Origin of the sequence: Thermoanaerobacterium xylanolyticum LX-11, from assembly GCF_000189775.2 — a bacterium.
Classification (GTDB): Bacteria; Bacillota; Thermoanaerobacteria; order Thermoanaerobacterales; family Thermoanaerobacteraceae; genus Thermoanaerobacterium; species Thermoanaerobacterium thermosulfurigenes.
In genome coordinates this window covers 1,802,457-1,828,644 of the sequence record NC_015555.1, presented here as the reverse complement: position 1 = coordinate 1,828,644, position 26,188 = coordinate 1,802,457, and the positions used below count along the sequence as shown (strand labels likewise).

Sequence of the window (26,188 nt, the reverse complement as noted above, 5' to 3'; positions counted from 1 at the left end):
GATGTGATACCGAGGGGGATAAAATGAGCCAGATATTTTATATGTTATCTAATACTGTGCAAAAGAAAATATGGGATATGGGTTGGACAAGATTTACATCTATTCAAGAGAAAGCAATTCCGGTTATTATGAATACGCAAAAGGACGTGATTCTTTCGTCAGCTACAGCTTCTGGGAAAACAGAAGCAGCATTTCTGCCTATTCTTAGCCAAATTGAAGAAACAGCGCCTTATACACTTAAAGTTCTTTATATATCACCATTGAAGGCGTTGATTAATGATCAATTTGAACGCATTCAAAAATTATGTGATCAAATGTATATTCCAGTTCATCGTTGGCACGGTGATGTTAGTCAATATAGTAAAAAGAAGTTTATTGATAATCCTGCTGGTATATTGCAAATCACACCTGAGTCTATTGAAAGCTTGTTTATAAATCGTACTTATGCACTGCCTTTGTTATTTCAGTATCTTCAATTTATTGTGATTGATGAAATTCATGTTTTTATTGATACAGAACGTGGAGTTCAGTTACGTTCATTATTGTCTCGCATTGAATGTTTTACCAAAGATCGACCACGTATTATTGGGTTATCGGCAACAATTGATAATTTTGAGTTAGTTAAGAACTGGGTTAATTACCGAGACCCAGATAACGTTGAAATTATCGAAGTAAGAGAAAATGACAAAGATCTTTATTATAATTTGATGCATTTTGACAGTGAGAAAATGAAGAGTTATCCTATCGAACTTTATGAAGATATCCGGGAATTGACCCGTAATCATTCTGCCTTAATTTTTTTTAATAGCCGAGGTGCTGTTGAAGAGGCAACAGTTATTTTAAATCGTTTGGCTGAACGAGATGGAATAGGGCAGGTGTACTACGCACACCATTCTTCGATTGCTAAAGCGGAACGTGAATTTGTTGAGAAGATGATGGCTAAATCTACTCTACCTAAAAGTATCGTAGCAACCAGCTCATTGGAGCTAGGAATTGATATTGGAGAAATAGATTTTGTTATTCAAGTGGATAGTACCTTTACTGTTTCATCCTTAAAACAAAGGTTAGGAAGGTCAGGCAGAAAACATGGTAAAGATCAGTATTTGCAATTATATACAGCAGATAAGTACGGGTTATTACAATCTATTGCAGTGATGGATTTATTATTACAAAAGTGGATAGAGCCGAGTAAAGGTTATTCGCGCCCTTATGATATTCTGTTTCATCAAATTATTTCAATATGCCACCAAATGAACGGCGTTGCACCAGAAGATTTAATTACATTGTTGAAACGCAATGGTGCATTTTATGATTTACCGGAAACAGATATTTGTTTGTTAATTGAACATATGGTTAAGCAAGATTATTTGGAACAACTTAGTGATACAGGCCAGTTGATTGTCGGATTAGAAGGGGAACGACTGCTTAGAGGAAAAGATTTTTATTCTGTTTTTATGACTGAAGATTCGTATGAAGTATTAGATGGAATTAAAAAAATTGGGGAAATTCAAAAAACGCCATTCGTAAATGAAGGAGATAACATTATCCTTGCTGGGCGATTGTGGACGATCAAAGAAGTAGATGCTAAACGCAGCAAGGTATATGTGCAGAAAGCAGTGGACGGGCATCCACCTAATTATTCAGGTGGGGGTGTGCGATTGCACCGAAGAATTCCTGAACATATGCATAAGATATTATGTTCAGATTATATATTTGATTTTATCAATAATGATGGTCGCTATACTTTAGAAGAGTTGCGTGCGCCTTATTGTCATTATAAAGTAAGACCAGATGAGAGAATAATATGGAGGATGGATGGTGAACTATTATTTGAAACATTTACCGGGACCAACATTTTTCAAACGCTAATTTGGATGCTTCGTTATTATGGTGTTAATGTAGACAAGACTGATGGTATTGGGCGTATCTCTATTTTGGACAATATTGATTTAATAGAAATATTAAAGGAGATTCGACACAAAGATTGGTTTATGAGTGATTTGATACCTTATATAATGGACAACGAGTTTTTTGCGTCAAAATATAGCCCGCTTCTTCCTAAAGAATTACAGATTAAAATGCATGAAGCACATTATGTTGATATTAAAGGTGTACTCGACTTTCTAAATTGCTATTGTATTCGAGAAATCAGGCTATAGAACAAAGTGGAATTTGCTTGTATAAACAATCTAAAGGTTACATCTCAAGCCATGAAAGAGAGAACATATAAAATAATAAAGGAAATGGTGAATTTGGGGAAAAGAGATTGAAGATAAGGGATCCAATTTACGATTTTATAGTAGAACCGTGAAGATTCTATTCTTAAATACCTTATCTGTAGGCAATATAATTCTAAGACCAAATAAGCAATTTAATAGCAGTCTTATTAAAAAGATATTGTGAATAGTTTAAGATTTAGAAAAGCGGGTAAAATAACTTATAAGTAATATTTTTATTAAATATAGTTGTGTTTATTACTTATAAGTAATATAATATAAGTAAGGAGACACATAATGAAGGTGTTGTATAATATAATATATCCGGAGCAATTTTATAGTACTAAAATTTATACACATCCTAAATTTGAAGAAGAATTAAAGAATATTTTGGAATATAGCGGATATAAGGAAAAATTTATAAGAATGTATAGGCAAAGACTTAAATTTTTAGAAGAGTATCAAAATCAATGTTATAAGAAAAGAGATTGGTTTGAAATTTTAAAGAAAACCGATGGATTGTATTCAATGAAGTTTAAGGGATCGAAAAATATAAGGATAATTTTTAAGTTTACTGGATACAACAAACAAAATATTGCATTATTGTTATGTACATTTGAAGAAAAAAATTCAAAAAATAATAGCAAAAGTAGTTATAAAGAGGCTATTAATATTGCAGAAGAAAGATTAGATGAAATAAGAGAGCTGCTGGATTAGCTTGCTGTTATGTTATTAAAATTAGGAGGGAATTAATTATGGAATTTATAGACAATAAATTAAAATTAGGAGATGCATGGAAGTTAATTGATGAGTTAGCTGATGAATCGACAAAAGAAAAGTTTGAATTAGATGATATATTATATGAGATTTCTATGAAGATATATGAATTTAGGATTAAAAATGATTTGACGCAAAAACAGCTTGCTGAGAAATTGGAAATTAAGCAATCAATGGTATCAAAACTTGAAAGTGGTCAATATAATCCAACCATTGAACAACTGTGGAAAATTTCAAAAAAGCTAGGATGGAATTTTAAGATAATATTTGGGGAAGAGAATAGCAAAGCTAAAATCTGGGATACAGTTGACTTTGAAGAAAACCTAAATGATGAAACAGATAAGAAATTAGAGACTAAATTGGCGGTGGGGTCATGATTAATGTAAATAAGGTGTTAGCAGACTTTCAGTTTGTTGGGAATAGGGTATCTGATTTTAAAATTGAGACGAGAGATATAAGAACAAATGAGTTTAAAGTACATGTTACTTACGATTTTGATTATAATATAAAAGAAGTTAAAGAATTGGAAGATAAATATATAGGATATATTGAATTTATAACTGTGATAAAGGCAAAAGTTAAGAATTCAATATTGTTTAAAATTAATTTAACTATGGAAGGCGTATTTGTTGGAAATACTCAAAAGTTAAAACAAGAGGATTTTCTTGACATGCTGGAGCTAAATGGCTTAACGACACTTTCTCAGTTATCGCGGGCATATATTTTAACTGTTACATCTCTTTCTGGAATAAATCCACCAGTAAAATTGCCTATGGTAAATATTTTTAAATTAATACAGCAGAAAAAGAATAATGGAGCAAAAAAGGTGAATTGAAGTGTTACAGAAGGATATTGATGAAGTCGAAAAAATATTTAAAAGTATGTTGGATGAACTTAAAAAAAATTATGATATAAAACTGATATATGTATTTGGATCATATGCAAAGGGCAATAACACAAAGAACAGTGATCTAGATATTGCCGTGCTTTTTGGCGATGGCTATGATTATATGGATAAGCTTAATTTGATTGGAGATTTAATTTCTATATTTAAAAGAGATGATATAGATCTGGTAGTATTAAATACTGCAAACCCGGTATTGAGGCATCAGATAATTAAATTTGGCAAACTTATTTTTGAAGAAAATGAAGATATAAAAGTTGAATTTGAAGTGAAAACTTTAAGAGAATATATGGATATGGAACCTTTCAGGAGGACTCAGATGGAGTTTGTCAAAGAATGGATAGAGAATGTTTTGGAGGGAGATTATGACAAAAAGCATATTGGAAACAATTAATAATAAAATAAAAGAGCTTCAAAAAAATTTAATATTGCTGAAATCAGTGGCACAAGATGTTAATGAAGAAAATATAAAAGGAAAGATGCTCTTCTGCTATAATATCACAATTAGCTAATGATGATGCAATTCAAAAACGATGGACCAACTTCTTCAAAAAAGTATTAAGATTTGAGATGAGTTTTGATGAATAACTGACAAAGTCAAGAGTAACAAAAAATTATATATGATTGAGATGGAGGTATTTTAGTGGATGATCATGTACTAGAGGAAATAAAGAAGACTTGTGACAAACTCCTGACAGATAAAAAACTATTGCCTCTTGAACAATTAAATCAGGGGTATAATATATTTAAAGAAAAATTCAGCCCTGAGAGATTAAAAAGTTTAGATGGTGAACTTTTGATAGATACTATCTTTAATATTGGTAATAAAGATGGATTAAGTTATTGGCTGGAATTCAAAAACGATGATGAATTTAAAACTAATTCTAATAGTTATGGCAGCATTTCCGGTGGTAGTTCATATAAGTTTATCATGTTTAAAAGAAGCTCTGACGGCAAATGGGTCACAGGTAACCCTCAGAATCCTACTATTTTATCCATTGATAAAGCGGTTGAACTTGGCAGAAAAATAAGAGATGCTTTAGTTGCTGGAGCAAATTTGATTGATAAACTTTCAGATGATGCAAGTATAGAAGACTATATAAAACTACAGGAACAATTAAGTAACACATTAGTTTATAATAAGCAAAAACTTGGATGGGTGCATAAGTACTATCATATGCTGTATCCAAATAAAATAGATGCCTTTCATTCTACAAGATGGCAAGTACATGCCCTTATTTGCTGCAATATAAAGCCAGTGCAAGATGATAAACTTTATACGTTGTCTGGGCAATTAATGCAAATCACAAAAAAGACAGGATTACCTACAAGTTATGTAATGAATTCAATGTGTGTATTGTTTGGACCGCCTGTAAACTATTTTAGGATTGGCACAGGTGATAATGGCAATAGCTATTGGGAGGATATGAAGTCAAATTCATATGTAGGCATAGGCTGGGCAAAACTGGGTAATTTGACTTCATATGATGAAAGTAAGAGCATTAAAGAGGATATTGCTCAGGAACTTAAAAAACTTTATGGATATGATAATAATGTAGCAAGTAGAAAAGTTGGAGAAATCATAAGATTTTACAGAGATATTGAAATTGGAGATGTTGTAGTAGCAGTACTTGGTGAGAAAGTACTAGGAATAGGTAAAGTTGTTGGGAATTATGAATATGTAAAAGATAGACCTTATTCACATTGTAGAAATGTCGAATGGGTAAAAATATTTAAAGAACCTGTTCATTTACCAAAAACTAGCACTGGGAAACTAACTGCCTGTTTCCAATATAGAGATATTAATAACATTTTCGAAATTAGAAGATTGATGAATGAAGAAAGCGATGAAATTATGATTAAGCCTATATTAAAACCTCTTACGGGTACAGTTGCAGAAATAGAAGGTGTACTAGCGCGCAAGAAACAAGTCATTTTATATGGACCTCCTGGAACAGGGAAAACATACTATGCTGAAAAAGCTTGCAGTGAATTTGCTGCAAGAAGTCTATTTCACAAGCCTTATGATTCACTTTCACAGAATGAAAAAGCTTTGATATTGGGTGACAGTACGACAAATGGTTATGTTCGCATGTGCTGTTTTCATCCATCATATGGATATGAAGATTTTATAGAAGGAATTAAACCAAGGATTGTAAATAATCAAACGGTATTTGAATTAAAAGATGGGATATTTAAGAGAATATGCAAAGATGCAATGGAAAATTCAGATAAAAACTTTTATTTGATTATTGATGAGATAAATCGCGGAGATATATCACGTATTTTCGGAGAACTCATTACACTTATTGAAGTGGGAAAGCGCGGCAAAGAGGTTATACTTCCACTTTCAAATGAATCTTTCAAAGTGCCAGACAATGTGTATATTGTAGGTACGATGAATACAGCGGATCGTTCGATTGCTCTTTTAGATGTTGCACTTCGCAGACGATTTGGCTTCATAGAATTAATGCCAGATTATAGTCTGTTTGATGGTGTGGCATTTGAAGGTTTACCACTTGCAGAATGGCTAAAGGAATTAAATAGTAGAATATGTGAGAACCTTGGCAAAGATGCTTGCAATCTGCAAATCGGCCATTCATATTTTTTAGAGAAGGAAAAACCCATTATAGATAATGAGAAGTTTAAAAGAATTATAAAAGAAGATATTATTCCGCTTATTGAAGAATATTGTTATGGTGATTATGAATTGATTTCTAAAATTTTAGGTGAAAGTATTGTAGATGTAAAAAATCAGACGATTAGATATGAATTATTTGATACACCGGATATTTCTGATTTAGTAACAGCATTACTATCACCATGTCCTGATATTCGCATAGGCGTGGAGACAACCAATGATGATATAGCAGATGAAGATAATGACAGTGAAGATAATCAAAATAATAGCGAGGAATCATGATGGCCAAGACAATCAGTTTAAAAGAGTGGGACAGCATAGTTTTGGATGGTATAGAATTATCGGATAGCAATGCTCGCAATTTAGCAAAAGTTCTTACGGGCAAGGGAATATTAGAAATTATAGAGATTAGAGGTGGCCTATCAATCAAGAGTAATTCATATGTTGGAAGAGTTAAACTTGGGGATTTACAGATTAATGTTTATCCTAAGATAAAGGGGCTACCATTGTATCAGCTTCTAAGATATGCATATGGACTTAGAGATCTAAAGTTATTTAATACCGGAGAGCATAACATAGGTAATTTTTCTTTTTTTGATTTGCTTATTTATGAACTTTATGTTGAGGCAGAAGATTTGATTCAAAGAGGACTTCAAAAAAGCTATATAAAGGAAGAAGAATGTTTGTCATCGCCAAGAGGCAGAATTGATATGAATAAGCTTTGTGCTCAAGGTGAACTAATAAGGGATACATTGCCGTGTAGATACTTTGCTAGAGATGAAGACAATATACTTAATCAGATTTTACTTTCTGGTTTAAGACTCGGGTTGAAGCTGGTAATGGATGATGGATTAAAATTTAGCCTTCAAAGATTGATTTCTTATCTTAAAGAAAATGTATGCGATATTATTCTTACGCGAACTAGCTTGAACCGTGCTTGGAATAGTATTAATAGACTGACAGAAAGATATTCCTCTATACTTAGAATAATAAAGATCTTGTATGAATCACAAGGGATACAGTTAGAGGATGGTTTAAGTTCAATTGACCTTAATGGATATTTTTTCGATATGAATGCATTTTTTGAAACATTGATAGGACGATTATTAGAAGATTTTGGCGGAGGTTTTTCTGTGAAATGTCAGTATAGCTTGCATGATATGTTTACATATGTTGCAGAGTTTAACCCACGCCTAAAAAAGTCTCCAACACCGAGGCCAGACTTTGCAATTGTCAAGCATGGTAAGGTAATAAAGTTAATAGATGCCAAGTATAGAGATTTATGGCATGACGACTTGCCACGGGAGATGTTATATCAGTTATCGGTTTATGCGGTAAGTGGTATTGGAAATAAGGCTTCAACAATACTTTATCCAGCCACAAGTGATATTCCTACTATACAAAAGATTGACATTAATGATCCTGTTTCAGGTTCAAAAATAGCAAGTATAATCTTACAACCAGTAAATCTTATTAAAATTGCAGAGTTAATTACTGATGAAAGTAGAAGGTATGAATTGATGAATTATATCGATGAAGTTGTTTGGAGTTGAACATTTACTATCTGGAACCATAACGAAGCAGAAAAGATTGCAAAAATAATGAATTACTTTTAGTTAGCACAGTACAGGTATAAATAACTATTTTCTTGACTTTTTGTTACAAAATGTTATTTTAATATTAAAGCTATTCACTAATACTACATGTGATGATGCTAGAAAAGATAAAAATGTAAGTTAAAGTATAATACGGTATTAAGAATATACCGAGCTAACAGATCAGGTTACAAATATGGAGTGTTTATTATATTAGGCAAATCTTGTAAAGAAACTAATATTAGTTGGTATAAAAATGGAATGCCCTATAATTATAATATAAATCCAGGTGATTGTATAGTGAACATAAAAATAAGAGAAGCATTATTTAATGATTATAAATCTATAAGTACTCTTGTTAAAGAAGTACATAGTTTACATGTTAAAAATAGGCCGGATGTGTATGTAGACGTGGAGAATCCATTTACGGAAGAAAGATTTAAGGAGATATTAAATGACGATAAAACGAAAGTTTTTGTGGCTGAAGATTGCAATAATGAAATAATAGCTTACAGCATTGTAGAAATAATAACTACGAGAAATGTTCCAATTCTTAAAGAGAGAAAATTTGTCTATATAGATGATTTATGTGTTAGTTCCACTCATAGAAGAAAAGGCATGGGGAAAATGCTATTTAAACATATTGTTGATTATGCAAAAAAATCAGGTTATGATGCGCTAGAATTAACTGTGTGGGAATTTAACAGCGATGCGATAAAGTTTTATGAAAGTTTAGGTATGACGACAAGAAATAGAAGAATGGAATTGAAGATTTGAAAAGGAAGGCGCCGCCATGGAGCAGATAAGTTTGCTTGAACAAATCGATGATAATCCAACAAAAAAATATTTATGTGTTGTTAAAGATGACAAAATTGTTGATATGACATTTGAAGATATATTTGATACAAATACTTTCAACGAATTCTATGCTGTAACTTATGTTTCTTCACCCGCTTTCTTTTCAAAAGTCGTTAAAGACTTTAAAAAAGTCAAATTTATAATTGGCATTGATGATTCAGAATATTTATCGTCATTTACAAGTGGTATAGAAAAATTCGTTGATATCAAAGGAAGAATAGACTTTTGGAACGACTTACAGAAAGAAGTTAAAGAAAAAATTTGTGATGAAAGTATTTCTATCAGATTTACCTTAGATGCTCCCATTCACTCGAAAATTTATCTTCTAAATAACAGCGAAACAGGCTTTAAGAGAGTGGTGATTGGTTCTGCAAATCTTACAGAAAAAGCTTTTATTAATAAAAAGCAGTATGAAGATATCATTATATTTGATAATGACGTAGAAAAGTACGATTTATATTATAATCAGAGGTTTAAACCATTGTTTGAAGCGGGAGTTAATTATATTCCTGACATAATAAGAAAAAAATATCTAAAGAATCCTTCTGTAATATTGTTTAGCAAAGAGGTAGCAACAGAAATATTAAATAATGATTTAGAGATAAATCGCAATAAATTTTGTGTATTGACAGATGAACAAATGGCTGAACTAAAATCCCGATCCCAACAATTAGAAGAACATTATGAAGTAAAAAAAGAAGAGATTCAAAGGTCAACCAATATAATAAATCATATTACGAAAAAGAAGGGAAATAATTATATCTTAAAACCTCCCGATGAGCTAAAAAAGCAAACTTTGCAAATTGAAACTATTATATTAAAAGCTTCTAAAAATATCACAGATGATGTTAGGCAATTTTATAGATTCATGGATAAAACAAATACTCTTTCTGTTGTTGATAAAAACAATCATGAATTTTATAAACCATTTTCAGAAAAAATTGATATAGAGAATATAAGAAAAAACCTTGAATTAATCAATCGCTTTGTAAATGCCTATGAATTATTTACTTTTAAAACAAACAAGACATATCAGTCCAAAATAATGGAGATAATTTTATTCTCATTTATGTCGCCTTATATCTGGAAGTTGAGAGAAGAAATTGTCCTAAAAACAAGTTCAGAAAGCAATAGATCTACTTTTCCGGTATTTTTAGTTATTGCAGGAAGGGCTGCTTCTGGCAAAACAACAGCATTAGAATTTATAGGTCTATTGCTTGGCAATAACAGCCCATATTATATACCTTATAGTTTAATACAAAGCGGAAGAACAGTCGATAAAAATAAATTAGAAAGCTACTTTGACTCTGAATATCTTGCACCTATTCTTGTAGATGAAATTCCCTCTTCATTTTTTACTGGGAAAACTGGTGAAAATATTATTAAGGAAATTAGCAATAATACAACTGGGAAACACCCTGTAATGATAGGGACAACAAATGTAAGAGAATTTAATACCACAAGTCAAGTTTTGAGAAGAATATATTATATACAGGTTGACAGCGAATTTAATACTAAAGAATTTAATGCAGAATCTAAAAAATATCTAAATGAAATAGAGTCTGAAATTGACAATTCATTATTTAAAGATTTCTCTTATAGAATTGCAGAAAAAATCAAAAATGAGGAGATTCTTTATAAAGAAAATGACTGTTTATTTTTGGCGAGAGAAATCTTTAAAGAATATTATAAAGAATGTGGAATGAATGTACCTGAATGGTTTCCACATCAACCATTTTATGATTATGAGGAAAGAGGCAAAGAGATATGGAAGAACATCTATGAAAATAATAGGGATGCTTTTATAGAAAAAGATGATGGTACAATATATGTAAATACATCGATTATTTTTAATAATCCGCGTGAAAGAGAAAACATTGTAAATTATTTAGGTATCGGGTGTGTTAAAGAAGATAGTCAGATATTGTTATTAAATGGTGATATATTCTATAATTATATAGGAATTAAACCAAGAAATTCTTTTATTAGCACAATAAAAAAATACATAAAAAGATAAATGATGTTTGATGTGAATAGAAGAAGTTAAAAACATGAAAGAAGGGAATAGAAAAAGGAATAAGTACGTACATTTTATGATAATTAGTTTAAGGCAATTAATAATTGCTCCAAGAGCCACTTTTTAGGGATTTTTAAATTCAATATAGAATTCTATTAAATTAAAAGAAATTTTGGGGGTTATGATGAAACTTCTTATAAAAATTACTGCATCGCTAATAACTTTTGTCGTGCTTTTAAATATCATAGCAGAGTTACAGGTGATCATATTTGCATATAATGCAAAACCGGTGAAATCTGATGCCATTATTATCCTCGGCTGTGCAGTTTACGGAAAAAATCCGAGTCCTTTTTTTAAGGAAAGGTTAAATGAAGCTATAAGGCTTTATAAAAAGGGACTTGGTAAGTACATTATTGTATCTGGCGGTAAAGGACCTGGTGAGGATGTATCTGAGGCAGAAGCAGGGAAGGAATATCTTTTGAAAAATGGTATACCTTATAATACTATATTAAAAGACGATAAGTCGTATTCAACATTGCAAAACCTTGAAAATTCTAAGAAAATTATGGATGAAAAATCGCTAAAGACAGCAATAATTGTATCAAACAAATTTCACCTGAAAAGGGCAAGCATAATTGCGAAAGAAGCAGGAATAAATGCAAGCTATTCAGGAGTATTTGTAAAAAGGTATTTTTATGAAGAAGTATACGGCTTTTTACGGGAAGCACCTGCATTATTGTATATGTATTTTAGAATGCTAATAGATTAAAAGGCTTTCCTTTTGTCATAGGAGAAGGAAAGCCTTTTTGGTGAAAGCGCACTTTATTTATTCGGTTGGTTTTATCATAAGCCCATTGTTGAAGTGGTTTAAACCGCTCATCAGATCGATAACTGATAGAAGCTCAACTATTTCTTCATCGGTTACGCCTGCTTCTTTTAATTTTTTGGTGTATGCGGTTATGCACATTTCACAATTGTTTAAAATTGACACAGTTAAAGCGACAAAAAGTTTTGTTTTAGAGTCGATTTTCCCTGGGCCCATTGCCACTTGAGATTTCTGAAGAAATAGTTTTAAATATTCTGGCTTATTTGCCATTGCCCGCATTGTTGGAGGAACAAATCCCATCTGCTTTTCTATTTGTTCAAATATTTGCTTTACTTCTGGGCTTGCCTCTTCCTTGTTAACTAATTTAACACCTATAGCCATACTATCACTCCTAAAAATGAAATAAAACATACCCACCCCTCTATGATGGGGTACAACATAATGATACTACTATTCTATTGTGAATGCAAGTATGGTGAAAATTCAGCTTATGTAAGCTTTGAAACAACTAAAAGATATTGTACATATAAGTTCCTGTTATGGTTTCTATAAATTTTTATTATCATACGCGTTAAATTTATGGTTTATTATATATTTTAAGTGAATTGATTATTTTGATGTAAAATGATAAAATTAAGCCGTATAAATTTTAGGTGGTGATATTGTGCCGCTTTCGGATCAAGAGAGAAAAAATATACGTGAAACATGGCGTATAAAAGTCAAGAAAGATAGAGAAATAGAAACGTATAGAAAAAAAGAAGCTTTTGATAGAGTATATAAAATTGCAAAGATATTAAAAGAAAAGTATTTTGTTGATAAGGTTATATTGTATGGTTCACTTGCAAGAGATGACCGTTTTGATAATCTATCTGATATTGATATTTTTATTGATGGATGGGATGATAGTAAATTTAACTATTGGACAATGTTGATTGATGTTGAAAATGTTGCAAAGCCTTATAAAATAAGCATAGTTACGCAAAAAGAAGCTTATAAATCTCTGCTAAATGAAATATTAAGAGAAGGGAGGATTATAGAGTGACGGATATTAATAAAATTAAAGTTACATTAGCAAGACTACAGTTAGAACTTGAGAATATACAAAAATTATATGATACTTTAAATGAGAGAGGCTTATTAGATAGTAAAAACAGAAGAGAGAAATTGGCTGATGATTTCATGCTAAGGGCTGTTGGCTCTATTTTTCACGATTTTTATACTTCCGTTGAGAATATGTTTAAAATTGTGGGTAGAAATATAGATAATTTGATCCCTTCAAGTTCTGAATGGCATCTAGAATTACTTGAACAAATGTCGACTCCTATAGAAGGAGAAAGGCCGGCTTTTATTAGTTCTAATTCAAAGTTTTTGCTTAATGAATTTAGAGGATTTCGTCATGTATTTCGTAATGTTTATGGATTTAACCTAGTATCAGAACGCATAGAAAGATTACTAGATATTTTCCCCCATACTGTTGATAATTTAAGAAAGGATGTAGCACAGTTTATAGAAGACATGCAATCTATCATGATAGAGGAGTGATTTGAGGCTTACGATATTCAATTGCTTTTACTTAAATACTGTGGATATAATTTTTTGCCTTTACAATTTTAGAGTTTTAACGTATAATTAGATTAAATTTAATATTTGTGAAATTAGTTTGCGGGGGAACCATTCTGGTTGAGAAGGTAAAACCTGACCCTTAGAACCTGATGTAGTTAATACTACCGTAGGGAAGCAAGCTTTTGATTATAAAGCTTTACCATGCGGTAAGGCTTTTTTTATTATTCAATGACATCAAATACTACCTTCTTTTTCCCCTTTATTTTACAAGTATTAAAAAAATAATTTATGAAAGGATGACTAAAATGAACTACACTACACAATTAGACGCAGCAAAAAAAGGAATTGTTACAGAAGAGATGAATGTTGTGGCAGCTAAAGAAGATATTGAAGTGGATTTATTGCTGAATAAGGTAGCTTCTGGTGAAGTAGTTATACCGGCAAATAAAAATCATGAAGCATTAAGTCCAGAAGGTGTAGGTGCAGGGCTTAGAACAAAGATAAATGTAAACTTAGGTGTATCAAGGGATTGCAACAATGTGGATGCAGAATTAGAAAAGGCAAAAAAGGCGATAGAAATGAAGGCAGAGTCTATCATGGATTTAAGTTCGTATGGTAAAACTTTTGAATTTAGAAACAGATTGATAGGTTTTTCTTCAGCCATGATAGGTACTGTTCCAGTATATGATGCTGTGGGATATTATGACAAAGATTTAAAAGACATAACTCCTTCAGAATTTATAAAGATCGTCGAAAGGCATGCACAAGACGGTGTTGATTTTATGACTATCCATGCAGGTATCAATAGAGAGACAGCGGAAATTTTCAAAAGAAATGAAAGAGTTTTAAATATCGTTTCTCGCGGAGGCTCTTTGTTATATACGTGGATGGAATTAAATGATAAGGAAAATCCTTTTTATGAGTATTTTGATGATATTCTTGACATATGTGCTGAGTACGATGTAACGATAAGCCTTGGCGATGCATTGAGGCCAGGCTGCATAAGTGATTCCACAGATGCATGCCAAATAAAAGAGCTTATAACCCTTGGAGAATTAGCGAAAAGAGCTTATGAAAAGAATGTTCAAGTGATTATTGAAGGGCCAGGTCATATGAGGCTAAATGAAATTGAAGCAAATGTTTTGTTAGAGAAAAAGCTATGTCATGGTGCACCTTTTTATGTATTGGGGCCAATCGTTACAGATATTGCACCTGGATATGATCATATTACAAGTGCAATTGGCGGTGCAATTGCTGCAGCAAGTGGGGCGGATTTCCTGTGTTATGTAACACCAGCGGAACATTTGAGGCTTCCAACGATTGAAGATATGAAGGAAGGCATCATTGCGTCTAAAATAGCTGCCCATGCAGCAGATCTGGCAAAAGGTATACGCAATGCAGAAAAATGGGATAATGATATGTCTTATGCCAGGAAAAAGCTTGATTGGGAAGAAATATTTAGATTAGCAATAGATCCTGAAAAAGCACAGAGGTACAGAAGGGAATCTCTGCCACATGATAGTGAAACATGTACAATGTGTGGAAATATGTGTGCTGTAAGAAACATGAATAGAGTTATTTCAGGAGAAGATATAAGCCTGTTAAGATAGGATTTTTAAAAATTGGGAGGATTGTAAATGAATATAAAAAAGATTACTTATTCAGCTATGCTGATTGCAATCGGTGTAGTTTTTGCAAATTTTGTATTTTTCCCTGTAGGTGTTTCGAAAACGACCCCTATACAGCATATAATTAATGTCATATCTGCAGTGACACTTGGTCCAGGATATGCAGTACTAATTGCATTTTCAATATCCATAATCAGAAACATAATGGGCACTGGAACACTATTGGCTTTTCCCGGTAGCATGATTGGCGCTTTATTGACAGGAATTTTATATAAATTGACAGGAAAAAAGATTTTAGCTGCATTAGGGGAGGTTTTTGGTACAGGGATAATAGGAGGTCTTGTGGCATTTCCAATAGCCAAATATATCATTGGTAAAGATGTAGGAGCATTTTTCTTTGTCACTCCATTTTTAATAAATACAGTGACAGGAAGCATCATGGCCCTTATTTTGCTTAAGGTTTTGGATAAGTCGAAAAAGGTCTATAAATAAAATATGGTAATTCGGTAAATTCCTAATTTTGTGATATAATCAATTTACAATCAAATATTCATAATAAAAAAGGGGGCTATAGTATGCCTGATTTTGGTATTCCATTTGCTGGGCTTGCAAATAAAAATAAGATCACACATGAGGAACTTATAAGAGCTATACGTTTTATGGTGGCGGCAGAGTATGAGGCTATACAGTTGTACATGCAGCTAGCAGAGTCAACAGACAACAAATTAGCAAAGGACGTTTTAGTAGATATAGCAAACGAAGAAAGAGTGCATGCCGGAGAATTTTTAAGGCTTTTGAAGGAATTATCTCCAGACGAAGAAAAACTGTATGAAGAAGGAGCAAAAGAAGTAGAAGAAATGATTGAAAAAAATAAATAGAATAGGTATAGTAAAATTTCACCTAAATTAAAGTTTCAATTTTTGAAGATCTCATCATTGATCTAAAATCTGTTTTTACATTTTAGCTTAACCATCAAGGCACAAGTAAAAACCCTCTTGTGCCTTATTTTTAACTTTAATTCTGTTTTATTTTTCCAAAAAAATTTTTTTAAAACAAGAAGGATTTTTGAAATTCGCGTAGAATATTATATAATATAAAGAGCGACATATTAATATACTAGTATACAAGTTCTAAAACTAAAGTGATTTTTACTTGACTCATTACGCTTTATGTCCCCTATAAAATATTTTTAAACATAAGAAAAATCAAATAAAAAAAGAAGGAATTTTAAAAATTATGTCGAATATATAAGAATATGAATATTAATATGCTAGTATACAAGAATACAAGTATTAAAATAGGGGATGTGAAGTGATGGGATTGGAACTTTTGGAAAACAATACGTACGAGTCTAAAAAAGACTACATCTACAGGATGATCAGAAAGAACATAATCGACATCAATTTAAAGCCTGGCGAGGTTATGTCAGAGAATGATATAGCTAATACGTTTGAAACCAGCAGGACTCCTATTAGAGAGGCATTTACAAGGCTGGCAAATGAAGAATTGATTGAGATTTACCCTCAAAAAGGCACGTTTGTTTCTTTGATAGATATAAGGCGTGCGCAAGAGGCAAAATTCATGAGGGTAAATCTTGAGAGAGAAATCATAAGGCAGGCTTGTAGAGAATTTCCTGATGATATTTTGTTTCAGTTAGAAGCGAATATAAACCAGCAAGAGTTCTGCGTCATGAAAGAAAATTATATAACCATATTCGACCTGGACAATGAGATGCATGAGCTTATATATAGGGGCTGTAAAATGGGTAGGGTATGGTCAGCCATAAGGTTTGTAAGTGGTGATTATGACAGAATAAGGACACTGAGATTGTCGTCTGATACTGACTGGGATGCAATCATTGGTGATCACAAAAATATTGTAAGTGCCATAAAGGAAAAAGACGAAGAGAAAGGCTTAAAAATAATAAGTGAACACTTGACAATGATAGATAGGGATGTAGTGCTTTTAAAAGAAAAATATCCAGAGTATTTTAAACAATAAATTACATTGCATTAAAAATCTACAATAAGGGAGTAAGATATATGAAAATGACTTTTAGATGGTTTGGCGAGAAAGATGACAGTGTAACACTTCAGCAAATTCGCCAAATACCAGGTGTCTATGGAATTGTGGGTGCTTTATACGATGTGCCGGTGGGAGAAGCTTGGCCTATTGAAAAAATTCTTGAATTAAAGACAAAAGTGGAGTCCTACGGGCTTAAACTGGAGGTGATAGAGAGTGTAAATGTACACGAAGACATTAAGCTAGGATTGCCGACGAGAGATAGATACATTGAAAACTACAAGGAGACAATAAAAAATCTTGGAAAGCTAGGGATAAAAGTCGTATGCTACAACTTCATGCCTGTATTTGACTGGATACGGACTAATTTAAATGAAAAATTGCCTGATGGATCATATGTGATGTCTTATGATGAAGACATGCTAAGAGGAAAAGAACCGCTTAAGCTTATTGAAGACATGGATAATGGTTCAAATGGTTTTATACTTCCCGGTTGGGAACTTGATCGCTTAAAAGAATTAAAGATGTTGTTTGATATGTACAAAGATGTAGACGAGGAGAAATTATTTGATAATCTAAAATACTTCTTAGAAAATATTATACCTACATGTGAAGAATACGATGTAAAGATGGCTATACACCCAGATGATCCACCATGGTCGCTATTTGGTTTGCCGAGGATAGTTACATGCAAGGAGAATCTTGAAAGGATTGTAAACCTTGTAGACAGTCCTTACAATGGATTGACGCTTTGCAGTGGCTCTTTAGGTTCAAACCCCGAAAACAATATACCAGAGCTTATAAGGCATTTTGGCAAAATGGGAAGAATCCATTTTGGTCACGTAAGAAATATAAAGTTTATAGGCGAGAAAAAGTTTTACGAATCAGCGCATTTATCAAGCGAAGGGTCGTTTGATATGTTTGAAATCATGAAAGCCTATTATGATATAGGTTTTGAAGGATATATAAGGCCGGACCATGGAAGGATGATATGGGATGAGAAAGCAAGACCAGGATATGGACTTTATGACAGGGCCTTAGGTGTGACATATTTGAATGGGCTTTGGGAAGCAATAGATAAGATGTCTCATCAATAAAGATTGCTTTACTTCAATTGAAAGAAACTATTATAAGAAAACAGTTGACAGTATTAAAAATCAAAGTCAAAGTAATTATCTGTTTTACTGAGAAAGGAGAAAAAGCATATGGATTCTGTATTGATTAATAAAGGTGGGGGCAAAAAGGAGGCTAAACAAGGCAAGAATAGGGATTTTAAGAAGACATTAAAAGCTATTAAAAAAGATTGGCAATTGTACAGCCTACTTATACTTCCTATAGCGTATTACATCATATTTAGATATGTACCTATGTATGGAAATATTATTGCTTTTAGAAGGTTTGTCCCTGGTGGACCAGTGTATGGAACAGAATGGGTTGGACTTAGATACTTTGATATGTTTATACATGATCCATCGTTTTGGCAAGTATTTAGAAATACAATAATTTTAAGTGCCGAGTATTTGGTAATAAGCTTTCCATTTCCAATAATCTTTGCTTTGCTTTTGAATGAGATCAAAAGCACGTGGTTTAAGAGGTTTACGCAGACAGTGTCATATTTGCCATACTTTATATCAACGGTTGTTGTGGCAGATATGATAATGCAGATACTTGATCCATCATCAGGAGTCATCAATATGATTTTGAAGCATTACATTGGGCATACTATCAACTTTTTAGCAGAACCGCAATGGTTTAGGACTATATACATCGTTTCAGGTATATGGCAAGGCATGGGCTGGGGCGCGATACTGTACCTAGCAGCGCTGACAAATATCAACCCGGAATTGTACGAGGCTGCTATAATTGATGGTGCCAGCAGATGGCAACAAACGATATACGTCACTATTCCAGGTATATTGCCTACGATAATGATACTTTTGATACTAAACATTGGTGGACTTTTGTCAGTAGGATTTGAAAAGATACTGCTTCTGTATAATCCTCTGACGTATTCTACAGCAGATGTCATATCGACGTATCTATACAGAATGGGACTTGTATCAAATAACTTTAGCTATGCCGCTGCAATAGGAATGTTTGAAGCAGTGATAGGTCTTACATTGGTTTACACAGCAAACTACTTGTCAAGAAAATTCACAGAATCCAGTCTATGGTAAGGGAAGTGATGATAAATGAAAGAATCGAAACAATACAAAGTATTTAAAGTTTTTAATACCATAATAATGATCATAGTAATATTGGTGACACTGTATCCTTTCTGGTATCTATTAAGCGTGTCTTTAAGTGGTGAGAAGTATGTATATGCAGGATTGGTATCATTGTACCCAAAAGGCCTTACATTTAAGACATATCAAGTTCTTTTAGCAGAGAAAGAATTCTGGACCAGCTATAAGAATACGATTATTTATACGATTGTAGGCACCCTTGTTTCACTGTTTCTGTCTACGCTTTTGGCGTATCCACTGTCAAAGAAGCGGTTAAAAGGAAGAGGAATCATTTTAGGCTTTGTAGTATTTACTATGTTTTTCAGCGGTGGATTGATACCGACTTATCTTTTAGTAAACGCTTTAGGCATGAGAAACACTATATGGGGCGTTGTGCTTCCAGGCGCAGTCAGCACATTTAACGTAATGGTCATGAAGACTTTCTTTGAAGGTATACCAGCGGAATTGGAAGAAGCTGCAGAAGTAGACGGAATGAGCACATATGGAATATTGCTTAAGATAATTCTTCCTCTTTCTAAACCAATAATGTATGTTATGGCACTTTTCTATGCGGTAGGTGTTTGGAACAACTGGTTTGGACCGTTTATATACCTTGATGATAGCTCAAAATTTCCTGTTGCACTATACTTAAGGAATATAATTGTAGGATCACAGCAAACATCTGTCAGCAGCACCTCAGATGTTAATAGCTTAGCTCAAATATCAGCAACTTTAAAATCAGCCAGTGTAATATTGACTTCAATACCAATAATGATGGTATATCCATTTATACAAAAGTACTTTGTTCAAGGTGTCATGATTGGCTCATTAAAAGGCTAAAGGCATCATTAATTATTATTAAATTTAAATAAAAGGAGGGACTATCTGAGATGATTTTTAAGGAGGTGGTGGTAACAAAAAAACAAATTTTCATAATGATAAGATTCTGATTTTAATTAATAATAAGAGTGATTTCGGAAACTAATTTCCAACGTCATACTATGGCATAAATTAAAAATTAGATACAGAAAATAACAAAGCCTTTGCGATAAAATACTGAAAAGAGGAAAGAAAATGTAAAATAATGAAAATCAATTTAAAAAAAGAGTATAAGAAATAAAGCCTAATAAAATAGGTTTAAAAATTAACAGTATATGGAATCTCAATATTTATGCTACTCTACCTAATAATCCATCAAGCATAGAAATAAAATCAAACTTAGATTTTTTCAATCTAGCATCAAGATGGATATTAATAGAGTGTATCATAATCCAGAAAGACCAACGCTTTTTGCCTCTGGTTTTAGATAGCTCCAACTCATAGTCATTAAGAAGCCTTTTGTTAACACGCTCAGAAGAAGTTCGCTTTTTCATCTCGCCTTTCCATTCATCAGAACCACGTGGAATGACGGTAAACAAGCGAGGATCAGATGAAGGCTTCGTATAAACGGTTCTACCATAATCAGAAGAGGAGCACTTATCTTTACAATTACATGAATCAACTTTACCAGTCGCAAAAGGACAGCGCCATTTAATTCTGTTACGGTCTTTCATAAAACCATTGTAAACCATAGGTAATCCTGCCATACAGACAGGAATACCATTTTCATTGATTTTAATAGTACCTTGGTACTTGCTGTTGTTTTTATTCTTCTTATTAAGCGGAATTACAGGTTTAATATTCCACTTATTAAGAAGATGATAAGTAGGGTAATTATCATGAGCACAATCACCAATAAATTTATCAAAAACGAAATCAGGATACAAAGCCCTTGCTTCAGACAAAGCAATAATAGCAGTAACACCATCATAACGAGGAGCCTCAACCAAGCGAAGATAAATCGGAATATCAGATTTAAGCTCTTCGTTGTATGTCACTAAAAAATAACCAGAATAACCATAAAACCATGTCTCATGATAACTATCCCAACCATAGCGAGCATCGGGGTCAGAGAACTTGCGATGGCAGTCACAATTAAATATACCCTTATTAGCACAATCACAAGTTCTAATACCGAAAGGACTTCCGCCGGTTTTAATGCAAGTACCGTCACCGGAAATAGTAAGTTTTTCAATATCACCGAGGATGCCAGCATTGGCGGAAGGCCTAACAGCAACATCGGCAAAAATTTGTTGAAGAAGCTTCTCAGGTCTTGACTCAAAAATTTTACCCTGTAAAGCCAAATCAACAAATTTCTGTATAATACCAGGGTGGCGTGGTGGAAGCTTCTGATTTTTAGCAAGTTTTTTACGTGGTTTGCGTTTAAAAGGATGGAGAGAATCCTGTCGGTCTTTTTCAATATCAGGATCCTCAAGCCATAACCTGTTAATCAAGTCATAATGAGTACCAACACCAGGAATATTATCAGGAGACACGCCAATCATGTAACACAAAAGGTCATCATGATGAAGCATGTAAACCCATTTAGTAATACTGTGACATTTAAGAAGAGACATAAGTACAAAAGACCGAAAAACTTCAGGCTGATTTTTGGCTGGAGAACCAGTATTAGAGTAATAAGGTTCCAGTACAAGTTTAAGAACATCAAGATCTAAATTATAGAGTTTAGATAAAGCTTCAGAAAATTGAAGGACACGATTTTTATCTGAAGCATAAATGGGTTGAATATTTTCGACAAGGAAAGACTGATAATCAGAATGCGAACGCCATGCGCCCAACATAAAATCACCTCAATAACAAGTAGTATGGTAAAAACACCATCCATTTCGATTATTGGGGCGATTTAAAAAAGTCAAGATAGAATGTAACCATATATGTTAAATAAAGGGAAATATAAAGAAAAAATCTTACAATGTAAATAAAGATGTAAATGAATTGGAAATCGAAAAAGGATTTCAGAATGAAATTTTGGGGGATAAATTTAAAATATGTCTCCTGAAATTCAGATATATCAGGCAACAGAAGTTGCCGAGAATATTCAATAATTAAGAGGAGGATATTTTATATGAGTAAAAGCGCAAAAAGATTGTTGTCGTTTTTGATAGTTGTGGTTTTGGTTGTAGGTGTTTTGCTATCAGGCTGCGGAAATAAAAATTCTTCGTCCAGCAGCAACAATACAAGCAAACAAACTCAGACTGCCACAAACAATAACGATCCACAAAATTTACATTTTAAATCAGATAAGCCATTGGAATTTACGATGCTGTATAGCGACCATCCAAATTACCCATATAAGCCAGACTGGCTATTGTGGAAAGCCATAAAAGATGCTACTAATGTTACGCTTAAACTCACTATAGTGCCAATGAGTGATTATTCTCAAAAGAGAAGCCTTCTTATTAGCTCAGGACAGGCACCAGAGATAATTCCAAAGACTTATCCGGGGCAAGAAATACCATTTGTTTCATCAGGTGCTATACTGCCAATAAGCGACTATATAAATCAAATGCCTAACTTCTCAAGAGAAGTAAAAGAGTGGGGACTACAAAATGACATCAATTCATTAAAGCAAGCCGATGGAAAATTCTACGTTTTGCCAATGTTACATCAAACTTATTCGATACAATATTCACTTGCTATTAGACAAGATATATTTGAGAAAAATAATATACCGATTCCAAACACATGGGATGAATTGGAATCAGCATTGAAAAAATTAAAAGAGATATATCCAAACACATATCCTATGTCGGATAGATGGCAGGGTAAAGCTTTACTCCTTAATGCGGCTCCAACTTTTGGTATTCCAGTATCAAGTAGTGACGGACTTTATGATTGGACGACTGGAAATGTGTTGTACAACAGTTCAAAAGATGATTGGGAGTTCTATCCAACATCACAAGAATACAAAGATATGTTAACATATTTTAACAGGCTTGTAAAAGAAGGGCTTCTTGATCCAGCCAGCTTCACACAGACAGATGACCAAGCAATACAGAAATTTGTAACAGGTAAGTCATTTGTCATCATGACAAATACACAGGAGATTCAAAATAGTTTAATAAATAGGATGAATGATACTTTAGGAAAAGGTAATTTTAAAGTTACACAGATTTTGCCATTAGCAGGTCCAAAAGGTGCTGTTTTAGCAGGTAGCCGTCTTGAAAACGGTATAATGATATCATCTAAAGCAAAAGACGATCCAAACTTCCCACAACTTCTTAAGTTTGTAGACTGGTTGTGGTACAGTGAAGCAGGTGAGACGCTTACAAAGTGGGGTGTTGAAGGTGTAACTTATCAGAAAGTCAACGGCAAGTTCCAGCTTATGCCTGATGTAAACTTCATGAATCTGAATCCAAGCGGTACAAAGAACCTGCAGAAGGATTACGGCTTCTCTGGCGGTGTATTTGCACTTATTTATGGGGGTCCAAAAGATCTTGCTGAATCAATGATGACACCTGAAGTATTAAAGTTTGAAAATGATGCAAATACACAAAGAAAATGGCTTCCTGTACCTCCACCTGTACCATTTACCGAAAGTCAAAGAGAACAGTATAATATGTTAAATCAACCATTGGCTGATTATGTACAGCAGATGACATACAAATTTATAACAGGTGTGGCATCACTTGATAAAGATTGGGATAGTTATGTTCAACAATGTAATGCTAAAGGTGTAGATCAATTAGTTAAACTTACAAACGATGTATACAAAAGCAGCAAAAACAAATAATGGTTGATGTTTATTCTATTTTCCCTTTGATGGCTTATGCCTTCAAAGGGAAAAATGTTAGTGAGGCAAATTTACTTAAATGTTCAAAATGATGGGATTATTTAGTATATAATTGAATTACGGAGAGTGATAATAATGATTAGCGAGAGGAAATTTGCTGCCAGTATGTACGATTGTTGGCTTAAGTATGTACTTTGTGATGATAAAGTATTTGATGGGTATAAGGACTATTTTAAATATATTGTAGTTAAAAGCAGTGATAGAATTATAAATAATGCTGTTGAAGAGCTTAAAAAAGCTTTATCAAGTATTGTAGAAGAAGCAGAAGTTTTAGATTACATGCCAAAGTCAAATTGCATTTTTATAGGCACACTGGATGATTTTAAGGCAGAAGGATTAAAAGTGGATTTAGAAAGAAAACTTAAAAGTGAAGGCTTTGCATTAAATGTTGTAAAAAAGGATAATCACAATGTACTGTCTATAATCGGTGGAAGCGAAAAAGGCGTTTTATACGGCGTTTTTCACATCATAAGATCTATATTTAGCGGTAAAAGTCTGGAAGATGCATTGTGCATTGACAATCCTCAAAATGATTTTAGGATATTAAATCATTGGGACAACATGGATGGCAATATTGAAAGAGGGTATGCAGGAAAATCTATCTTCTTTAAAGATAATCGCATAGTTGATGATCTTTCGAGGATAAAAGATTATGCAAGGCTGCTTGCATCCATTGCAGTAAATGGCGTTGTAATAAATAATGTCAACGTGCATGAGCAAGAAACTAAGCTTATTACAGATGAATTTTTGCCTGATGTTGCCAGGATCGCAGATGTCTTTAGAGGTTACGGCATAAAGACATATCTAAGCATAAATTTTGCATCCCCTGTTGAAATAGGTGGTCTTTCTACTGCAGACCCGCTTAACGATGAAGTTAAGAAGTGGTGGAAAGATGTAGCATCAAAAATATACAGTTACATTCCTGACTTCGGTGGGTTTTTAGTAAAAGCAGATTCAGAGTTTAGACCTGGACCATTCACATACGGCCGCAATCATGCAGATGGTGCAAATATGTTGGCTGAGGCATTAAAGCCATATGGCGGCATTGTTATTTGGAGGACTTTTGTATATAACTGCATGGTAGACTGGAGAGACCGTTCTACAGATAGAGCGAAAGCTGCCTATGACAATTTCAAGCCATTAGATGGGAAATTTATGGATAATGTGGTTTTGCAAGTTAAAAATGGACCGATGGATTTTCAGATTAGAGAACCGATTACACCATTGTTTGGTGCAATGGAAAAGACAAATGTTTTTATGGAGTTTCAGATTACTCAAGAGTATACAGGACAACAGAAACATTTATGTTACCTTGTGCCACTTTGGAAGGAAGCTTTAGACTTTGATACATTTGCAAAAGGAGAAGGTTCGTTTGTAAAGAAAGTTGTAAACGGCAGTCTGTTTGGCTCAGAGCACGGTGGAATTGTTGGTGTAGCGAACATAGGTGATAGTGCGTCATGGACAGGACATCCACTTGCACAATCGAATCTTTATGGCTTTGGGAGGCTTGCTTGGAATCCGGATTTTTCATCAAGAGAGATTGCTGAGGAATGGGTGAGGCTTACATTTGGATGTGATGAGGATGTTTTGAATACAGTCGTACCGATGCTTTTAGAATCGAGAGAGATATACGAAGAGTACACAAGTCCTCTTGGAATAGGATGGATGGTAAACCCAGGTCATCATTACGGCCCTAATATTGATGGCTATGAATATTCCCATTGGGGTACGTATCACTACGCAGATTTTAAGGGGATAGGCGTCGATAGGACTGTAGAAACAGGTACAGGTTATACGGCGCAGTACAAAGAGCCTGTTGCAAAGATGTACGAAAATATAGATACATGTCCTGATGAGTTTTTGCTATTTTTCCACCATGTACCGTACAGTCACAAGCTAAAATCAGGTAAGACAGTTATCCAACACATATACGATACACATTTTGAAGGTGTAGAGCGTGCAGAAAAAATGAGAGAAGCTTGGATAAAGTTGAAAGGCAAGATAGATGATGAGACGTATAAAGCAGTGTTAGAGAGGTTTGACATACAGGTAGTTGACGCTAAAGAGTGGAGAGATGTTGTAAACACTTATTTTTACAGGAAGACTGGCATAAAAGATGAACATGGAAGGAAAATTTATGAATAGCTGTCTCAGGGAGAGATTGATGTAGAAATACAGTAAAAATCGAAAAATTTAGATTAATAACTTAGTTGATTGATTGGA

General features: G+C 33.3%; 24 protein-coding genes and 1 riboswitch. Of the genes, 22 read left to right on the top strand and 2 right to left on the bottom strand.

The genetic code is table 11. The features are described 5' to 3' along the window. The first annotated feature begins 23 nt into the window (after positions 1-23). From THEXY_RS08980 to THEXY_RS08935, 11 genes are all read left to right on the top strand, one after another. The gene (locus THEXY_RS08980; protein WP_013788525.1) at positions 24-2,159 is read left to right on the top strand and encodes a DEAD/DEAH box helicase; all 2,136 of its coding nucleotides are present in this window, start codon (positions 24-26) and stop codon (positions 2,157-2,159) included. A 354-nt stretch (positions 2,160-2,513) separates the two neighbouring features. Continuing rightward, on the top strand, positions 2,514-2,933 hold the full coding sequence (locus tag THEXY_RS08975; RefSeq protein ID WP_013788524.1) for a hypothetical protein: 420 nt from the start codon (positions 2,514-2,516) through the stop codon (positions 2,931-2,933). A gap of 38 nt (positions 2,934-2,971) precedes the next feature. After that, positions 2,972-3,370, top strand: a complete 399-nt coding sequence (locus tag THEXY_RS08970) for a helix-turn-helix domain-containing protein (protein WP_013788523.1) — start codon at positions 2,972-2,974, stop codon at positions 3,368-3,370. Beyond that, positions 3,367-3,828 (top strand): protein-export chaperone SecB, encoded by a 462-nt coding sequence (locus THEXY_RS08965; protein ID WP_013788522.1) that lies wholly within the window; start codon positions 3,367-3,369, stop codon positions 3,826-3,828. Before THEXY_RS08970 ends, THEXY_RS08965 begins: the two co-directional genes overlap by 4 nt. 46 nt (positions 3,829-3,874) lie before the next feature. Beyond that, on the top strand, positions 3,875-4,291 hold the full coding sequence (gene mntA, locus THEXY_RS08960) for a type VII toxin-antitoxin system MntA family adenylyltransferase antitoxin (protein ID WP_225624283.1): 417 nt from the start codon (positions 3,875-3,877) through the stop codon (positions 4,289-4,291). Beyond that, positions 4,263-4,409 carry a hypothetical protein gene (locus THEXY_RS12650; protein WP_013788520.1) on the top strand — a complete coding sequence of 49 codons (147 nt, stop codon included), beginning with the start codon at positions 4,263-4,265 and terminating at the stop codon, positions 4,407-4,409. Before mntA ends, THEXY_RS12650 begins: the two co-directional genes overlap by 29 nt. Positions 4,410-4,540: 131 nt before the next feature. Continuing rightward, a complete protein-coding gene (locus THEXY_RS08955; RefSeq protein WP_013788519.1) occupies positions 4,541-6,820 on the top strand; it encodes an AAA family ATPase in 2,280 nt (759 codons plus the stop codon). After that, a complete protein-coding gene (locus THEXY_RS08950; protein ID WP_013788518.1) occupies positions 6,820-8,091 on the top strand; it encodes an McrC family protein in 1,272 nt (423 codons plus the stop codon). The genes THEXY_RS08955 and THEXY_RS08950 overlap by 1 nt, the downstream gene beginning before the upstream one ends. Before the next feature lie 342 nt (positions 8,092-8,433). Further along, positions 8,434-8,910, top strand: coding sequence for a GNAT family N-acetyltransferase (locus tag THEXY_RS08945; protein ID WP_041592114.1), 477 nt, complete (start codon positions 8,434-8,436; stop codon positions 8,908-8,910). Positions 8,911-8,926: 16 nt separating this feature from the next. Further along, positions 8,927-11,008 (top strand): phospholipase D family protein, encoded by a 2,082-nt coding sequence (locus THEXY_RS08940; protein ID WP_013788516.1) that lies wholly within the window; start codon positions 8,927-8,929, stop codon positions 11,006-11,008. A 184-nt stretch (positions 11,009-11,192) separates the two neighbouring features. After that, positions 11,193-11,777 carry a YdcF family protein gene (locus tag THEXY_RS08935; RefSeq protein ID WP_013788515.1) on the top strand — a complete coding sequence of 195 codons (585 nt, stop codon included), beginning with the start codon at positions 11,193-11,195 and terminating at the stop codon, positions 11,775-11,777. A gap of 57 nt (positions 11,778-11,834) precedes the next feature. Here THEXY_RS08935 and THEXY_RS08930 read toward each other — a convergent pair whose 3' ends face one another. After that, positions 11,835-12,215 (bottom strand): carboxymuconolactone decarboxylase family protein, encoded by a 381-nt coding sequence (locus THEXY_RS08930; RefSeq protein WP_013788514.1) that lies wholly within the window; start codon positions 12,213-12,215, stop codon positions 11,835-11,837. A gap of 283 nt (positions 12,216-12,498) precedes the next feature. Between THEXY_RS08930 and THEXY_RS08925 the strand changes: the two genes are divergently transcribed. From THEXY_RS08925 to THEXY_RS08885, 9 genes are all read left to right on the top strand, one after another. Beyond that, positions 12,499-12,876, top strand: coding sequence for a nucleotidyltransferase family protein (locus tag THEXY_RS08925; protein WP_013788513.1), 378 nt, complete (start codon positions 12,499-12,501; stop codon positions 12,874-12,876). Next, on the top strand, positions 12,873-13,376 hold the full coding sequence (locus THEXY_RS08920) for a ribonuclease toxin HepT-like protein (protein ID WP_013788512.1): 504 nt from the start codon (positions 12,873-12,875) through the stop codon (positions 13,374-13,376). The genes THEXY_RS08925 and THEXY_RS08920 overlap by 4 nt, the downstream gene beginning before the upstream one ends. A 112-nt stretch (positions 13,377-13,488) precedes the next feature. Next, positions 13,489-13,588, top strand: a riboswitch (TPP riboswitch). Between the two features lie 114 nt (positions 13,589-13,702). Next, on the top strand, positions 13,703-15,007 hold the full coding sequence (gene thiC / locus THEXY_RS08915; protein ID WP_013788511.1) for a phosphomethylpyrimidine synthase ThiC: 1,305 nt from the start codon (positions 13,703-13,705) through the stop codon (positions 15,005-15,007). Positions 15,008-15,034: 27 nt separating this feature from the next. Further along, entirely contained in the window at positions 15,035-15,517 is a 483-nt protein-coding gene (gene thiW, locus THEXY_RS08910) for an energy coupling factor transporter S component ThiW (protein ID WP_013788510.1), read from the top strand. A gap of 83 nt (positions 15,518-15,600) precedes the next feature. After that, a complete protein-coding gene (locus tag THEXY_RS08905) occupies positions 15,601-15,903 on the top strand; it encodes a ferritin family protein (RefSeq protein ID WP_013788509.1) in 303 nt (100 codons plus the stop codon). A gap of 436 nt (positions 15,904-16,339) precedes the next feature. Continuing rightward, the gene (locus THEXY_RS08900; RefSeq protein WP_013788508.1) at positions 16,340-17,026 is read left to right on the top strand and encodes a GntR family transcriptional regulator; all 687 of its coding nucleotides are present in this window, start codon (positions 16,340-16,342) and stop codon (positions 17,024-17,026) included. Between the two features lie 41 nt (positions 17,027-17,067). Next, positions 17,068-18,144, top strand: a complete 1,077-nt coding sequence (uxuA, locus tag THEXY_RS08895) for a mannonate dehydratase (protein ID WP_013788507.1) — start codon at positions 17,068-17,070, stop codon at positions 18,142-18,144. A gap of 108 nt (positions 18,145-18,252) precedes the next feature. Then, a complete protein-coding gene (locus tag THEXY_RS08890) occupies positions 18,253-19,224 on the top strand; it encodes an ABC transporter permease (RefSeq protein ID WP_013788506.1) in 972 nt (323 codons plus the stop codon). Between the two features lie 15 nt (positions 19,225-19,239). Continuing rightward, positions 19,240-20,112: a carbohydrate ABC transporter permease gene (locus THEXY_RS08885; protein ID WP_013788505.1), complete on the top strand. Its 873-nt coding sequence runs from the start codon at positions 19,240-19,242 to the stop codon at positions 20,110-20,112. Between the two features lie 329 nt (positions 20,113-20,441). Here the strand turns inward: THEXY_RS08885 and THEXY_RS08880 are convergent, their stop codons facing one another. Beyond that, positions 20,442-21,953: a hypothetical protein gene (locus tag THEXY_RS08880; protein WP_013788504.1), complete on the bottom strand. Its 1,512-nt coding sequence runs from the start codon at positions 21,951-21,953 to the stop codon at positions 20,442-20,444. Between the two features lie 284 nt (positions 21,954-22,237). Here THEXY_RS08880 and THEXY_RS08875 point away from each other — a divergent pair, with 284 nt between their 5' ends. Next, positions 22,238-23,905 carry an ABC transporter substrate-binding protein gene (locus tag THEXY_RS08875; protein ID WP_013788503.1) on the top strand — a complete coding sequence of 556 codons (1,668 nt, stop codon included), beginning with the start codon at positions 22,238-22,240 and terminating at the stop codon, positions 23,903-23,905. Between the two features lie 135 nt (positions 23,906-24,040). Beyond that, entirely contained in the window at positions 24,041-26,110 is a 2,070-nt protein-coding gene (locus tag THEXY_RS08870; protein WP_013788502.1) for an alpha-glucuronidase family glycosyl hydrolase, read from the top strand. The last annotated feature ends 78 nt before the right edge of the window (positions 26,111-26,188 follow it).

What these genes read in the sequence shown, in the direction of transcription:
- THEXY_RS08980 (WP_013788525.1), top strand. Translation starts at nt 24, where the DNA reads ATGAGCCAGATATTTTATATGTTATCTAATACTGTGCAAAAGAAAATA.
- uxuA (WP_013788507.1), top strand. Translation starts at nt 17,068, where the DNA reads ATGAAAATGACTTTTAGATGGTTTGGCGAGAAAGATGACAGTGTAACA.
- thiC (WP_013788511.1), top strand. Translation starts at nt 13,703, where the DNA reads ATGAACTACACTACACAATTAGACGCAGCAAAAAAAGGAATTGTTACA.
- THEXY_RS08950 (WP_013788518.1), top strand. Translation starts at nt 6,820, where the DNA reads ATGGCCAAGACAATCAGTTTAAAAGAGTGGGACAGCATAGTTTTGGAT.
- THEXY_RS08890 (WP_013788506.1), top strand. Translation starts at nt 18,253, where the DNA reads ATGGATTCTGTATTGATTAATAAAGGTGGGGGCAAAAAGGAGGCTAAA.
- THEXY_RS08905 (WP_013788509.1), top strand. Translation starts at nt 15,601, where the DNA reads ATGCCTGATTTTGGTATTCCATTTGCTGGGCTTGCAAATAAAAATAAG.
- THEXY_RS08970 (WP_013788523.1), top strand. Translation starts at nt 2,972, where the DNA reads ATGGAATTTATAGACAATAAATTAAAATTAGGAGATGCATGGAAGTTA.
- thiW (WP_013788510.1), top strand. Translation starts at nt 15,035, where the DNA reads ATGAATATAAAAAAGATTACTTATTCAGCTATGCTGATTGCAATCGGT.
- THEXY_RS08935 (WP_013788515.1), top strand. Translation starts at nt 11,193, where the DNA reads ATGAAACTTCTTATAAAAATTACTGCATCGCTAATAACTTTTGTCGTG.
- THEXY_RS08940 (WP_013788516.1), top strand. Translation starts at nt 8,927, where the DNA reads ATGGAGCAGATAAGTTTGCTTGAACAAATCGATGATAATCCAACAAAA.
- mntA (WP_225624283.1), top strand. Translation starts at nt 3,875, where the DNA reads ATGTTGGATGAACTTAAAAAAAATTATGATATAAAACTGATATATGTA.
- THEXY_RS08900 (WP_013788508.1), top strand. Translation starts at nt 16,340, where the DNA reads ATGGGATTGGAACTTTTGGAAAACAATACGTACGAGTCTAAAAAAGAC.
- THEXY_RS08885 (WP_013788505.1), top strand. Translation starts at nt 19,240, where the DNA reads ATGAAAGAATCGAAACAATACAAAGTATTTAAAGTTTTTAATACCATA.
- THEXY_RS08870 (WP_013788502.1), top strand. Translation starts at nt 24,041, where the DNA reads ATGATTAGCGAGAGGAAATTTGCTGCCAGTATGTACGATTGTTGGCTT.
- THEXY_RS08975 (WP_013788524.1), top strand. Translation starts at nt 2,514, where the DNA reads ATGAAGGTGTTGTATAATATAATATATCCGGAGCAATTTTATAGTACT.
- THEXY_RS08875 (WP_013788503.1), top strand. Translation starts at nt 22,238, where the DNA reads ATGAGTAAAAGCGCAAAAAGATTGTTGTCGTTTTTGATAGTTGTGGTT.
- THEXY_RS08880 (WP_013788504.1), bottom strand. Translation starts at nt 21,953, where the DNA reads ATGTTGGGCGCATGGCGTTCGCATTCTGATTATCAGTCTTTCCTTGTC.
- THEXY_RS08930 (WP_013788514.1), bottom strand. Translation starts at nt 12,215, where the DNA reads ATGGCTATAGGTGTTAAATTAGTTAACAAGGAAGAGGCAAGCCCAGAA.
- THEXY_RS08965 (WP_013788522.1), top strand. Translation starts at nt 3,367, where the DNA reads ATGATTAATGTAAATAAGGTGTTAGCAGACTTTCAGTTTGTTGGGAAT.
- THEXY_RS12650 (WP_013788520.1), top strand. Translation starts at nt 4,263, where the DNA reads ATGACAAAAAGCATATTGGAAACAATTAATAATAAAATAAAAGAGCTT.